We start from the raw sequence: 14,113 nt of genomic DNA on the forward strand, positions 1-14,113 counted from the left end.
TTTTATTGAAAAATAAAGAAAGATTAATAGATGAAATTTATGAAGAAATTTTAAAAAAAATTCAAAATATTAATCAATCTTTAATAAATAAACATAGAAACAAAATTATTGTTTTTGGTAATCAAAGTAGCTTTTTCAATAAAAATTTTGAAGTAGTTAAATTTAATGATTTAGTAAATACAGATGAGATTAATGCTATTTATATAACATTTCTTTCTTTAACTATGTTATCTTCATTGGCTAATTTACTTCCAATATCTAAAGAAGAAGAATTTATTTTAGAATTTTTGGCAAAAGGAAAAAATATTTATATTTTTAAAAATGGTATTGAGTATAAAAAATATATAAATACATTACCTAAAGAAGTTTATAAAAAATATTTATCTTTTGAAAATATATTAAAATCTTATAATATAAAATTTATAAACGAAGTTAAAGAAGATGTGATTAAAAATGAACGTTTAATATGTTTAAACAATATAAAAAATCATATTAAAGGTAATAAGCTTATTTTAAACAATGATAAAATAATTTCACCTTTGGCAAAAGACTTTATAAAAGAAAATAATATTATTTTAGAAAGAAGATAATTTTATGAGAATAGGAAAAGTTGTTGGGAATTTATGGGCAACAAGAAAAGATGAAAATTTAAGTGGAGAAAAATTTCTTATTGTAAAAATATTGAAAGAAGAAGATATTTTTAAAGATGAACTTTTTGTAGCTTGTGATAGAATTGGAGCTGGAAATGGTGATTTAGTTTTATTAACAGAAGGTAGTAGTGCAAGAAAAATAGGAAATTCTAATATACCTATTGATTGTGCAATTATAGGAATAATAGATTCAATGGAGTTTAATTTATGAATAAAAGTATTGGTTCTTTAGAATTTAAAAGTATATGTAAAGGAATAGAAGTTTCTAATGAAATTTTAAAGCAAAATAATATAGAAATTATTTATTCAAAAAGTGTTTGTCCTGGAAAGTTTGTGATAATTTTTTCTGGTGATTCACAAGATGTTAAAGAGGCAGTATGTTTAGGTGAAAGCCTTGATGATAACTTTTTAATAGAATCATTTATTATTAATAAAGTACACAATCAAATTATAGAGGGCTTAAAAGGTAAGTATATATCCAAAGATATAGAAGGACTTTGCTTTGGTATAGTAGAAACATTAAAAATTTGTTCTGGTATAAAAGCATTAGACTATGCCTTAAAATCTAGTGATGTAAATCTTTTTAAAATACAATTAGCCTTTGCTATAGGTGGTAAATTTGTATTTTTAATAACTGGTTCAGTAAGTAGTGTTGAAAATGCTATTTATAATGTTAAAGAATTGTTAGATAAAAAAGAAATTTTAAATACAGCTATTATTCCTTTTGCTTGTAAAGAAATTATGGAAAAAATTTAATTTAGAGGTGGTAAATTGAGCATTAATGAAATTATTTTATATATAATGGTTATATTTATGGTCTTAGGGGCTATAGATAAATGTATCGGAAATAAATTTGGTGTTGGTGAAAAATTTGAAGAAGGAATAATAACTATGGGTGCTTTAGCATTATCAATGGTTGGGGTTATATGTCTTGCGCCTGTTCTTGCTAATATTTTAAGACCTATTGTTGTTCCTATCTTTAATTTATTAGGAGCAGACCCTGCTATGTTTGCTGGTAGCCTTTTAGCCAACGATATGGGTGGAGCACCTCTTGCTATCGAGCTTGCAAACACACCAGAAGCAGGCCTTTTTGGTGGGCTTATAGTTGGTGCTATGATGGGGCCTACTATTGTTTTTACTATTCCAGTTGCTCTTGGGATTATTGAAAAAGAAGACCAAAAATATCTTGCAACAGGTGTTTTATCGGGGGTAATAACAATACCTATTGGTGCTTTTGTTGGAGGATTAGTTGCAGGATTTGATTTTATGATGGTATTTAAAAACCTTATACCTATAATTATTTTTGCTATTTTAATAGCAGTATTGTTATTTTTATTTGAAGACTTTATGTTAAAAGCTTTTACTATTTTTGGTAAAGCAGTAGTTATTATTATAACAATAGGTTTAGTTTTAGCTATTATTGAAAAATTAACTGGAATAGTTATAATAAAAGGCTTAAACCCAATAGAAGAAGGCATTACCATTGTTGGAGATATTGCTATTGTTTTGGCAGGAGCATTTCCGCTAGTTTATGTTATTACAAAAGTATTTAAGAAACCATTATTAAAATTAGGTCAAATATTAAAAATGAACGATGTTGCGGCAGCTGGTCTTATTGCTAGTCTTGCTAATAGCATACCCATGTTTCAAATGTTAAAAGATATGGATAATAGAGGGAAAATAATAAATGTTGCTTTTGCTGTTTCTGCCGCATTTGTATTTGGAGACCACTTAGGCTTTACGGCTGGATTTAATAAAGACATGATTTTTCCTATGATTGTTGGTAAGCTTGTAGGAGGAGTTACAGCTATATTTGTAGCTATTATTATGGCTAACAAAACTCTTTCAAAAGGCAAATAGGAGGTAAAATATGGATTTTAAAAACATAGATAAAAATTTATTAGAAACTATACTAAGACAAGTTGTTGAAGAAAAACTTTCAAGCCTCACAACACAAAATATAGATTTTGTAAAAGAAAATAAAAGTGGAGTTATTTCTGTTAAATTAGATACTGTTAAAGTTTCTGAAGAAAATAGATTAGACACAGGAAAATTATCCGATATTGTATATACAAAAGATGTTTTAACATTAGAAGAAAGTTCTAGGCTTGGTGCTGGTATAATGGAAATGAAAAAAACAACTTTTGATTGGACATTAAATTACGATGAAATAGATTATATTATAGATGGGCATTTAGATATTATAATTAATGGGGAAAAAGTTTCTGCAGATAAAGGCGAAATGATTTTTATCCCAAAAGGTAGTACTATAAAATTTTCTGTGCCCAATTATGCTAGATTTTTATATATAACGTATCCAGCAGATTGGAATAATCAAAATTAATAATATATAACGTTAGTAGTTATTTTAAATATAAATATTACTATTAACGTTATTTTTATTTAAATACAATTAAAGTATAACTCTATTTTTGAATACAAAGTATTTAAAAAATTGATTATTTATAAAATATTGTATACAAAAAATGTAACAAAAATATAAAAGTATAATAATATATATTAAGGAGTTAAAAAACAAAAGAAACATATAAAAAATTATAATTATATTTATTTTGAGGAGGATTTTAAAATGAGTGCTTTTGAAATTGAAAATGAATGTGGAGCAGCAGCACCACTTAATGATAGAGTTAGAGAAGAATGTATTATAGCTTTAAAGGTTTACGATTTTTGTAGACAACAAGAGTGTAACAACATACAACAAAAAATATTAAAATATAAATTATAGAGGGAATTATTATTTCAAAATTATTTAAAAAAGTTGATTTTTTTTAATAAATATATTATAATTTGGTTACATAACATAAGGGAGATTAACATATGAAAAAAATTATAGATGTACTTTTTGGTAGAGCAGTGATATTATTATTGGCTTTTTTTGTACAAATAGCTTTAATATTATTCGTAGTAGTAAAATTTCAAGAATATTTTTTCTATTTTTATCTTATAGGCATTTTATTTAGTATAATGATATTATTATTTTTAATTAATAGTAATATGAACCCATCATATAAAATAGCTTGGATTATACCTATAATGCTTTTTCCACAGTTAGGTTGGATATTTTATGCATTATTTAGCAGTGGTAGATTTAGCAAAGTAACAAAGAAAAAACAAAAAAAGTATTATGCTAAGCATATAGATGATTTATCCAAAGTAATATTAAAAGATAAAAAAATTTTAAACAAACTAGAAGAAGAAGATATTGTAGCTATGCGACAAGCTAAATATCTTATAGATTACGGCGAAAGTCAAGTATTTAAAAATAGACAAAGTAACTATTTTAAAGTAGGTGAGGAATATTATAAAGTATTTTTAGAAGAGCTTGAAAAAGCTGAAAAATTTATATTTATGGAATATTTTATAATATCTGAAGGTAAAATGTGGGATAGTATATTAGAAGTATTAAAAAGAAAAGTTGCTGAGGGAGTAGAAGTTCGCCTAATATATGACGATTTTGGCTGTATAATGACATTGCCTAAAAATTATGATAAATACCTTGAAACACTTGGTATAAAATGTAGCGTATTTAACCCTGCAAATTTAATCTTTACTGTTATATACAATAACAGGACGCATAGAAAAATAACTGTAATAGATGGTAAAGTAGCATTTACAGGTGGATTTAATCTTGCAGATGAATATATAAATGAAATAGAGCGTTTTGGACACTGGAAAGATACTGGAATAATGATAAAAGGTGAAGGTGTTTGGGGCTTTACAATAATGTTTTTAAATATGTGGAAATTTTTAAGGAAAGTAGACGAAAACTTTTTATTATATAAAGGAGAATTTGAATACAAAGAAGACGCAGAAGAATATGATGGATATATAATACCATTTAGTGATAGCCCTTTAGATAGAGAAATAGTTAGTAGTAATGTTTTTGTAAATCTTATAAATAGTGCCACAGAATATATATATATAAATACACCTTATTTAATTATAGATTATGAAATGATGTCTACTTTGTGTATGGCGGCTAAAAGAGGTGTTGATGTTAAAATAGTTACACCTTTTATACCAGATAAGAAAACTGTTTTTGAAGTAACCAGGTCAAATTATCAAACACTTATAGAAAGTGGAGTAAAAGTGTATGAATATAAACCAGGATTTATTCACGCTAAAAGTTTTGTTGTAGATGATAAATATGCCGTTATAGGAACTATAAATCTAGATTATAGAAGTTTATATTTACATTTTGAATGTGGTGTTTGGATGTATAAATCTAAGACTATATTAGATATGAAAGAAGATTATTTAAACACATTAGAAAAATGTAAAATATACACTTTAGATGAATGTTATCAAGTATCTGCTATAAGAAAGTTATTTAGGTCTATATTACAAATATTTGCACCATTATTATAATTTTTTATATTAAATAAATATTATTACAAAGATAAGACTATAACAAATTAATCTTATCTTTGTTTTTAATTTTAAAAATATTAAAAATTATTTTATAGACTTGTATAAAATACTATGTTAAAATAGTATAGATTAATATTAAAAATTTAGAGAGGTGATATTATTGTCAGATAAAGATTGTAAATTAATAGCTAAATCTATTGGTGGCCAAGCTGTTATAGAAGGTGTTATGATGCGTGGCAAATCTATATACTGTATGGCTGTTAGAAATATTAATACTAAAGAAATTACGGTTGAAAAAAATGAAATAAACCGTTCAGTTAATAAAGATAAAATGTTAAAAATACCTTTTTTTAGAGGAATATTAAGTTTTGTTGATAGCTTAGTTTTGGGTACAAAAATAATAATGAGGTCTGCTACATTATCTGGTTTAGATGAAGGTGATGAAAATGAGAAAAAAAGCAAGCTAGACATATGGCTTGAAAAAAAATTTGGAGAAAAACTGGCAGATTATATTATATATTTTAGTGTTTTTATTTCTGTTATATTATCTATTGCGATATTTATGGTTTTACCTGTTTGGATAAGTAGTTTTATTACTAAAATTTTTAATGTTAGCCTTTGGGGAATAGGTATTGTAGAAGGAATAGTTAGGATTTTAATATTTTTAGCATATATTTTATTAATATCAAAAATGGAAGATATTCAGAGGCTTTTTAAATATCACGGAGCAGAGCATAAAACTATAAATTGTTTTGAAAGTGGAGATGAGCTTACTATAGAAAATGTAAGAAAACATACAAGATTACATAAAAGATGTGGAACAAGTTTTCTTATTATTGTAATGATTATTAGTATGATAGTTTTTATGTTTTTAAGAACAGATAATGTAACACTTAGAGTTTTATCAAGGGTTATATTAGTTCCATTTATTGCCGGCATAAGTTATGAGGTAATAAAAATAGCTGGTAGATGTGATAATCTTTTTGTAAAAATAATTAGTGCTCCCGGAATGGCTTTACAAAAAATTACAACAAAAGAGCCAGAAGATGAAATGATAGAAACGGCTATTTTATCTTTAAAAGGAGTTTTAGAAGAAGAAGGTACTAATAATGAGTAAAAAAGTAAAAGATATACTTATACATTATAAAAAAATACTAAAAGAAAATAACTTTGATACTTATTCTTTAGATGTAGAAGTATTATTGATGAATGTTACACAATTTAGTAAAACAAAGCTTTACTTAAACTTAGACTATATATTAAAACCTGAAGAATTTGAAAAGTTTGAGAGTTTTTTTAATAGAAGATTAAAAAATGAACCTATAGCTTATATAATTGGAAAATGTGAGTTTATGGGGCTTGAATTTTTATTAGATAGAAACACACTTATACCAAGGCCAGACACAGAAATTTTAGTTGAAAAGGCAATAGAAATTATTAATGAAAATAAACTAAAAAATGTAATAGATATAGGAACTGGTAGTGGAGCTATTGCAATATCTTTAGCTAAATATTGTGATATTAATGTAGATGCAATAGATATAAATAATAAAGCTTTAGAAATTGCTAAAAAAAATGCAAATTTAAATAATATAAAAAATATTAACTTTATTAAAAGTGATATTTTTGAAAATATAAATAAAAAATATGATATTATAGTATCTAATCCGCCATATATAAAAACTAAAGTAATAGAAACTTTAGATAAAAATGTTAAAGACTATGAACCAATATTGGCTTTAGATGGTGGGGAAAGTGGACTTATTTTTTATGAAAAAATAGTTAATAATGCAAATAAATATCTTAATAAAGGAGGATATTTATTATTTGAAATAGGACATGACCAAGCTGAAGATGTAAAAAAAATTATGACAAACCATAATTTTATTAATATAGACATATTAAAAGATTTATCAGGTCTTGACAGAGTTATATTAGGAAATATAAAATTAATATAATTAATATAAAAGTTTTTAGGAGGCAAATAATGTTTGACAAACTAATAGATTTAGAAAAAAGGTATATTGAATTATCAGATAAAATAAATGACCCAGAAGTTATAAGCAATAATGAAGAATGGCGAAAGTTAATGAAAGAGCATAGCGATATTAGTCCTATTGTTAATAAATATAAGGAATATGAACAAACAAAACAAGCAATAGAAGATGCAAAAGAAATGCTTAATGAAAGTGATGAAGAAATGCGTCAACTTGCAAAAGAAGAGCTTAATGAAAATAACGAAAAGATTGAACAAATAAAAGAAGAATTAAAAATACTTTTAATACCAAAAGACCCAAATGATGATAAAAATGTTATTGTAGAAATAAGAGGCGGAGCTGGTGGAGATGAAGCTAACATTTTTGCTGGTGATTTATACAGAATGTACAACCGATATGCAGAAAGAAGAAGATGGAAAACAGAAATCATGAGCTCTACACCTAGTGATATGGGTGGATTTAAAGAAATATCGTTTATGATAATGGGCCAAGGAGCTTATTCTAGACTTAAATATGAAAGTGGAGTTCATAGAGTACAAAGAGTACCCGATACTGAATCTAGTGGAAGGATACACACATCTACTGTTACAGTAGCAGTTTTACCGGAAGTTGAAGACATAGATTTTAAATTAGATTTAAATGACGTACGTATAGACGTATTTAGAGCTTCTGGTAATGGTGGACAATGTGTTAATACAACAGATTCGGCAGTTCGTGCAACACATGTACCAACTGGTATAGTTGTATCTTGTCAAGATGAAAAAAGTCAGCTTAAAAATAAAGAAAAAGCATTAAAAGTACTTGCAAGTAGACTTTATGATATGGAGCTTGAAAAGCAACACGCAGAGCTTTCTGCAGAAAGAAAAAGTCAAGTAGGCCGTGGTAATAGAAATGAAAGAATAAGAACATATAATTTCCCTCAAGGAAGAGTTACAGACCATAGAGTAGGGCTTACATTACACCGTTTAGATTCTATTATAGATGGAGATTTAGATGAGATAATGGATACACTTATTACAACGGAACAAGCAGAAAAATTAAAAGAAGGAACAGAATAAAACTGTATATTAACTGTGCATTAAGATAGAAGGTGACTAAATGTTTATTAAAAAAGATGAATTTTACTACAAATCATCAGACGAATTAACAAATATACATTGTGTAAATTGGATAGCTAATGAAATTAAATGTATTTTACAAATTGCTCACGGAATGGTTGAGCATATTGAAAGATATGAAGATTTTGCTAAATTTTTGAATAATTACGGAATATTAGTTGTAGGTAATGACCATTTAGGACACGGAAAATCGATTAGTTGTGAGGAAAATTTTGGATATTTTTCTGAAAAAAATGGAAACAATAATGTAATAAAAGATATGTATTATTTAACAAAAATTACAAAAGAAAAATATCCAAATTTACCTTATATTTTTTTAGGGCATAGTATGGGTTCATTTTTATTAAGACAATATTTATGTGAATATGGAAATGAAATAGATGGCGCAATTATTATGGGAACAGGAAATGAATATACACTACATATAAAAGGTGGCATTGCATTAATAAATAAGATAGCTTCTCAAAAAGGTTGGAGATATAGAAGTGAATTTATTGACAAGGCTGTTTTTGCAGGATTTAATAAAAAATTTGAACCTTCCAAAACAGGTAAAGAGTGGCTAACTAGAGATGAAAAAATAATACAAAAATATATTGAAGATAAAAGATGCAATTTTATATTTACATTAAATGGATATTACAATTTATTATATGGAATAGAAAAATTATCTAATAAAAACTATTTAAATAAGATGCCTAAAGATTTACCTATTTTATTTGTTTCTGGAGATAAAGACCCTGTGGGTAATTTTGGAAAAAGTGTGTTGAGTGTTTTTAAAACATTTAAAAAAATAGGAATGAAAAATGTTGAATGTAAGCTATATGAAGGGTTTAGACACGAAATTTTAAATGAAATAGGAAAAAAAGAAGTATACAACGATATTTTAAATTGGATAATAAAAATTTTAAAATAAAAATATATAATAATTATTTTACATAAAATTTTATTTTTATAAAAAAATGATTGACATATAGTAAAAATTAGTATAGAATATTTTATTGTAAAGTATATTGCCTTTACAGGAAGGTGTCTTATGGATAAAATATTATTTCTTACAATGCTATATGATTTTTATGGAGAGCTTTTAACAGATAAACAAAAAGAAATTTTTGAGCTATATCATCTTAATGATTTATCTCTTTATGAGATTAGCTCTCAATACAATATTAGCCGTCAAGCTGTTTTGGATAGTATTAAGCGAACAGAAAAAACTTTATTGCATTATGAAGAAAAGCTTTCCTTAATTGAAAAACATTTAAACCAAAAAAAAATTATTGATAAAACAATTAATAATATAGAAAATATATTATCTAGCAATAGTTTAGATTTATTTTATGTTTCATTATTAAATGAGATAAAAGAATCTTTAAGCACTTTGTTAGACTAAGGAGGCTTAAAATATGGCTTTTGAAAATCTATCTTCAAAACTACAAGATGTTTTTAAAAATCTTACTGGTAAAGGTAAACTTTCTGAAAAAGATGTAAAAGCTGCCCTAAGAGAAGTAAAATTAGCTCTTTTAGAAGCAGATGTAAACTTTAAAATCGTAAAAGAATTTATATCTAATGTTACAGAAAAAGCTATTGGTGTTGAAGTTTTAGAAGGCTTAAACCCAGGGCAACAAGTTATAAAAGTTGTTAAAGATGAGCTTATAGATTTATTAGGAACAACGCAAAGTATATTAACATTTTCTTCTAAGTCTCCAACTATTTATATGATGGTTGGTTTACAAGGGGCTGGTAAAACTACTACAAGTGGAAAATTAGCAGGCCTTTTGAGAAAACAAGGAAAACAACCTCTATTAGTTGCGTGTGATATATATAGACCAGCGGCAATTAAACAATTAGAAGTAGTAGGTAAAACATATAATATACCTGTTTTTTCTATAGGTCAAGAAAATCCTATTAATATAGCTAAATCTTCTATTAAATATGCCAAAGAAAATGGTAATGATATTGTAATTATAGACACTGCTGGAAGGCTTCACATAAATGAAGAGCTTATGGATGAATTATCTCAAATAAAACAAGAAGTTCGACCTCAAGAAATTTTACTTGTATTAGATGCTATGACAGGTCAAGATGCCGTTAATGTTGCATCATCTTTTGATGAAAGACTTGGTATAGATGGAACGATAATAACTAAACTAGACGGTGATACTCGTGGTGGTGCAGCTTTATCTGTTAGAGCTGTTACTAAAAAACCTATAAAATATGTTGGTATGGGTGAAAAGTTAGAAGATTTAGAAGCATTCCACCCAGATAGAATGGTATCTCGTATATTAGGTATGGGTGATGTTTTAACTTTAATAGAAAAAGCTCAACAAGTTTATGATGAAAAAGAAGTTTTAGAACTTGAAAAGAAAATGCGTAACTTAGATTTTGATTTAAATGACTTTTTAAATCAAATGCAACAAGTTAAAAAAATGGGGTCTATAAAAGATATTTTAGGTATGATTCCTTTACCTGGTATGAATAAAATAAATTTAGATGATGTTAATCTAAATGATAAAACAATTTCTCATGTTGAAGCTATTATTAGTTCTATGACAAAAGAGGAAAGGCAAAAACCAAACATTATTAATGGCTCTAGAAAAAAACGTATAGCTAAGGGGTCTGGAAGGACAGTTCAAGAAGTTAATAAGCTTCTTAAAGATTTTGAAAATGCTAAAAATGCTATGAAAATGATGAATGGTATGATGAAAGGAAAAAAAGGGAAATTTAATCTTCCTTTTTTCAAATAAATATTTAGTAAATTTTTAATTTTAGGAGGAACAAAAAATGGTAAAAATTAGATTAAAAAGATTAGGAGCAAAAAAAGCACCTTTTTATAGAATAGTTGTAGCAGATTCTAAAACACCTAGAGGTGGTAAAGCTATTGATGAAATAGGTTATTATGACCCTACTAAAGAACCAGCTATTTTAAAAGTTGATGTTGAAAATGCTAAAAAATGGCTTGGTAATGGTGCTCAACCTACAGACACTGTTCGTGCATTATTAAAAAAATCTGGTGCTATCGAATAGTCTTTATTTTAGAAAGAGGTAACATTTATGAAAGAACTCTTAAATGTAATTGTTAAAAATCTCGTAGATAATAAAGAAGCTATAAAAATAACTGAAATTGAAGAAAATGATGTTACTATTTTAGAATTAATTGTTTCAGATGATGATGTTGGTAAAGTTATTGGAAAACAAGGAAAGATAGCTAAAGCCATTAGAACAGTTATAAAATCTTGTGCATCATATCAAAATAAAAAAGTTATAGTTAAAATTTTATAATAATATATTTAGGTTATAAACTGCTTGTAATAACAAAAAGCAATTTATAACCTTTTTTAGTATTTAAAAATTCTAAAAAAAATTAAAAAGGTTGTTTACCGTTTTTAGTGATAGAAAAAATATAAACAATTAAAATATTTTAGTAATAAAAAATAGAAAATTACTACTAAAAAGTTATAAATTGTATATATGTTTTTATAATAAATAACTTAGATACTTGTAAATTAAATTATGGTTTAGTTATATTTATAAATTTAAAAAATTTATCACTAGTTTTGACAAATAATCGTTAATAATTTTAACTTTTGTATTGGTTTTTTAATTTCCACTCTCTAGGAGATATATTAAATGTATTTTTAAATACTTTAGAAAAGTGAAGAGGATTTATATATCCAACTTTTTCTCCAATTTCTTTAATAGAAAGATTAGAAGTTTTTAGTAGCTCACAAGCTTTGGACATTCTATATTGTATTAAAAACTCTTGAGGATTACTATTAATAACTTCTTTAAAAATTTTACCAAAATAACTTTTATTAAGACCTAAAAAAAGAGAAATTTCTTCTATTGTAATATTATTTTGATAGTTGTTTTCTATATAGTTTATAGCCTCTCTTACATAAAAATTTTTTAAGTCTCCATAGGTAGGTTTCATTCTATTTTGGTTAGAATTTTTTAATAAAAATAAAAATAAGTATAAATGGCCCATAGCCTCTAAGGGGTCGTCTTTATCAGAATTTAAAATATCAAACATTTTATTCTTTAATTTTATATTTGATTTATTATCTGATTTATAAATAGGGTTATCACAAGACAAGCCACTAATTTTTATAAATTCATCAATTTTTAAACCACTAAATTCAATCCATATGTATTCCCAAGGATATTTTTCATCAGCTATGTAATGACAACATTTATTTGGAGGGATTAAAAATCCTTGTCCAGAAGATAAATTGTATGTATTATTAGTTTTATTAGAATTTTCTAAAAAAAGTATACCTTTTCCAGAAATTATATAATGAAATAAATAATGTTGTCTAATAGCTGGTCCAAAAGAATGAGCAGGTTTACATTTTTCATAACCATATTGATAAATTTTTACATCTATAAAGTTATTATCATTAAATATATGGAAAAATAAATCATTCAAAATTATATCCTCCTTTATATTTTATATTCTATATTATATATATAAATTCTAGATGATTTCAATATATTTTATAAAAAATATAAAAAATATATATTTTAATAGTTTATATATATTTTAAAAAAATCTACAATATGTTATTGTATATATATAAATAATTATACAAAAAATACAAAATATGAAAGTGGATAAAAAATATTTAGTTAAAAATAATCAAAGGAGTGATTTTAATGAAAAAAATTTTATCTATTATTTTCATTTGTGTGGTTACAATATTATCTATTACAGGTTGTAAAAGTAACACAAGTTCTAATAAATTAACTGTAACTATTTGGGACCAAGGACAAGAAGCAGGATTAAGAGAAATATTAAATGAATTTACAAAAGAAACAGGTATAGAAACAGAACTTCAAGTAATAACTTGGGATAGCTATTGGACACTTTTAGAAGCTGGTGCTTCTGGTGGAGATATGCCAGATGTGTTTTGGATGCATTCTAATCAAGCTACAAAATATATGAAAAATGATATATTATTAGACTTAACGTCTATGATAAATGAAAGTAGTATTTTAAATGTAGATAAGTTTAAAGAAGATATTTTAGATATGTATACATATGAAGGGAAAATTTATGCTATACCAAAAGATATAGATACTATAGCATTATGGTATAACAAAACTATGTTTGATGAAGCTAATATTCCTTATCCAGATGAAACATGGACTTGGGAAACATTTTATGATGTAGCTAAAAAGCTAACGAAAGAAGACGGTAGTCAATATGGTTTAGCTATGAATACAACAAATAATCAAGATGGATATTATAATATCATTTATTCTATGGGTGGAAGTGTAATATCTGATGATAAAACTAAGTCAGAATTTAATAGTGAAAATACTGTAAAAGCAATGAATTTTGTAGGTGAAATGATAAAAACTGTTATGCCTCCAGTAAATGTTATGGCAGAAACAGGAACAGATACTTTGTTAAGCTCTGGAAAAATTGCTATGCTTACACAAGGGTCTTGGATGGTTGCTCCATTTAAACAAAATGAATATATAGTACAAAATTGTGATGTTGCTATTATTCCTAAAAATAATGATGGCAAAAGAGTTTCTTTATATAATGGTTTAGGTTGGTCAGTTTCTGCAAACACTAAAAATCCTGAAGGAGCTTTAAAACTTGTAGAATGGCTAGGAAGTGAAAATATGCAAAGAAAACAAGCAGATTTAGGCGTTACAATGTCTGCTTATGAAGGAGTTTCTGATAATTGGGTGAATTCTGCACCATTTAATTTACAAGCATATTTAGATGTTTTAGATGAAGATAAAGCAGAACTTGTTATAAGACCTTATTCAAAAGATACTTTAGTTTGGGAAAACATGTTACAACAACAACTTAAAGAGAGTTGGAGTGGTAATATAACTATGGAAGAAAATTGTAATTTAATTGCCGAAAAAATGAACGAAATGTTAAAGAATGAACAATAATATAATGTAAATTAATTTTTAAATATAACAAGATTAGTTTTAAACC

At 25.7% G+C, this 14,113-nt stretch carries 17 protein-coding genes; 16 read left to right on the forward strand and 1 reads right to left on the reverse strand.

Annotated features, from left to right (window positions below; all coding sequences use genetic code 11):
* The first annotated feature begins 5 nt into the window (after nt 1-5).
* From NBW53_RS04215 to NBW53_RS04285, 15 genes are all read left to right on the forward strand, one after another.
* A complete protein-coding gene (locus NBW53_RS04215) occupies nt 6-590 on the forward strand; it encodes a hypothetical protein (RefSeq protein ID WP_250278837.1) in 585 nt (194 codons plus the stop codon).
* A gap of 4 nt (nt 591-594) precedes the next feature.
* Nucleotides 595-861 carry a EutN/CcmL family microcompartment protein gene (locus tag NBW53_RS04220; RefSeq protein WP_250278838.1) on the forward strand — a complete coding sequence of 89 codons (267 nt, stop codon included), beginning with the start codon at nt 595-597 and terminating at the stop codon, nt 859-861.
* The gene (locus tag NBW53_RS04225; protein ID WP_250278839.1) at nt 858-1,406 is read left to right on the forward strand and encodes a BMC domain-containing protein; all 549 of its coding nucleotides are present in this window, start codon (nt 858-860) and stop codon (nt 1,404-1,406) included. The genes NBW53_RS04220 and NBW53_RS04225 overlap by 4 nt, the downstream gene beginning before the upstream one ends.
* A gap of 15 nt (nt 1,407-1,421) precedes the next feature.
* The gene (gene eutH, locus NBW53_RS04230; RefSeq protein WP_250278840.1) at nt 1,422-2,510 is read left to right on the forward strand and encodes an ethanolamine utilization protein EutH; all 1,089 of its coding nucleotides are present in this window, start codon (nt 1,422-1,424) and stop codon (nt 2,508-2,510) included.
* A 10-nt stretch (nt 2,511-2,520) separates the two neighbouring features.
* On the forward strand, nt 2,521-2,994 hold the full coding sequence (locus NBW53_RS04235; protein WP_250278841.1) for a cupin domain-containing protein: 474 nt from the start codon (nt 2,521-2,523) through the stop codon (nt 2,992-2,994).
* A gap of 246 nt (nt 2,995-3,240) precedes the next feature.
* Nucleotides 3,241-3,396, forward strand: a complete 156-nt coding sequence (locus NBW53_RS04240; RefSeq protein WP_250278842.1) for a hypothetical protein — start codon at nt 3,241-3,243, stop codon at nt 3,394-3,396.
* Nucleotides 3,397-3,488: 92 nt separating this feature from the next.
* Entirely contained in the window at nt 3,489-5,039 is a 1,551-nt protein-coding gene (gene cls, locus NBW53_RS04245) for a cardiolipin synthase (protein WP_250278843.1), read from the forward strand.
* A 163-nt stretch (nt 5,040-5,202) separates the two neighbouring features.
* The gene (locus NBW53_RS04250) at nt 5,203-6,159 is read left to right on the forward strand and encodes a DUF1385 domain-containing protein (RefSeq protein ID WP_250278844.1); all 957 of its coding nucleotides are present in this window, start codon (nt 5,203-5,205) and stop codon (nt 6,157-6,159) included.
* Nucleotides 6,152-7,000: a peptide chain release factor N(5)-glutamine methyltransferase gene (prmC, locus tag NBW53_RS04255; protein WP_250278845.1), complete on the forward strand. Its 849-nt coding sequence runs from the start codon at nt 6,152-6,154 to the stop codon at nt 6,998-7,000. The genes NBW53_RS04250 and prmC overlap by 8 nt, the downstream gene beginning before the upstream one ends.
* A gap of 29 nt (nt 7,001-7,029) precedes the next feature.
* Entirely contained in the window at nt 7,030-8,097 is a 1,068-nt protein-coding gene (gene prfA / locus NBW53_RS04260) for a peptide chain release factor 1 (protein ID WP_250278846.1), read from the forward strand.
* Between the two features lie 40 nt (nt 8,098-8,137).
* Nucleotides 8,138-9,070, forward strand: coding sequence for an alpha/beta hydrolase (locus NBW53_RS04265; RefSeq protein ID WP_330651639.1), 933 nt, complete (start codon nt 8,138-8,140; stop codon nt 9,068-9,070).
* A 120-nt stretch (nt 9,071-9,190) separates the two neighbouring features.
* On the forward strand, nt 9,191-9,544 hold the full coding sequence (gene ylxM / locus NBW53_RS04270; RefSeq protein WP_250278847.1) for a YlxM family DNA-binding protein: 354 nt from the start codon (nt 9,191-9,193) through the stop codon (nt 9,542-9,544).
* Between the two features lie 13 nt (nt 9,545-9,557).
* Nucleotides 9,558-10,898, forward strand: a complete 1,341-nt coding sequence (gene ffh / locus NBW53_RS04275) for a signal recognition particle protein (protein ID WP_250278848.1) — start codon at nt 9,558-9,560, stop codon at nt 10,896-10,898.
* 37 nt (nt 10,899-10,935) lie between these two features.
* Nucleotides 10,936-11,178, forward strand: a complete 243-nt coding sequence (rpsP, locus tag NBW53_RS04280) for a 30S ribosomal protein S16 (RefSeq protein WP_250278849.1) — start codon at nt 10,936-10,938, stop codon at nt 11,176-11,178.
* Nucleotides 11,179-11,205: 27 nt separating this feature from the next.
* Nucleotides 11,206-11,433, forward strand: coding sequence for a KH domain-containing protein (locus tag NBW53_RS04285; RefSeq protein WP_250278850.1), 228 nt, complete (start codon nt 11,206-11,208; stop codon nt 11,431-11,433).
* 298 nt (nt 11,434-11,731) lie between these two features.
* Here NBW53_RS04285 and NBW53_RS04290 read toward each other — a convergent pair whose 3' ends face one another.
* A complete protein-coding gene (locus tag NBW53_RS04290) occupies nt 11,732-12,580 on the reverse strand; it encodes an AraC family transcriptional regulator (RefSeq protein ID WP_250278851.1) in 849 nt (282 codons plus the stop codon).
* Nucleotides 12,581-12,807: 227 nt separating this feature from the next.
* Between NBW53_RS04290 and NBW53_RS04295 the strand changes: the two genes are divergently transcribed.
* On the forward strand, nt 12,808-14,067 hold the full coding sequence (locus NBW53_RS04295; protein WP_250278852.1) for an ABC transporter substrate-binding protein: 1,260 nt from the start codon (nt 12,808-12,810) through the stop codon (nt 14,065-14,067).
* The last annotated feature ends 46 nt before the right edge of the window (nt 14,068-14,113 follow it).

Origin of the sequence: [Clostridium] colinum, from assembly GCF_940677205.1 — a bacterium.
GTDB lineage: Bacteria > Bacillota > Clostridia > Lachnospirales > CAG-274 > Tyzzerella > Tyzzerella colina.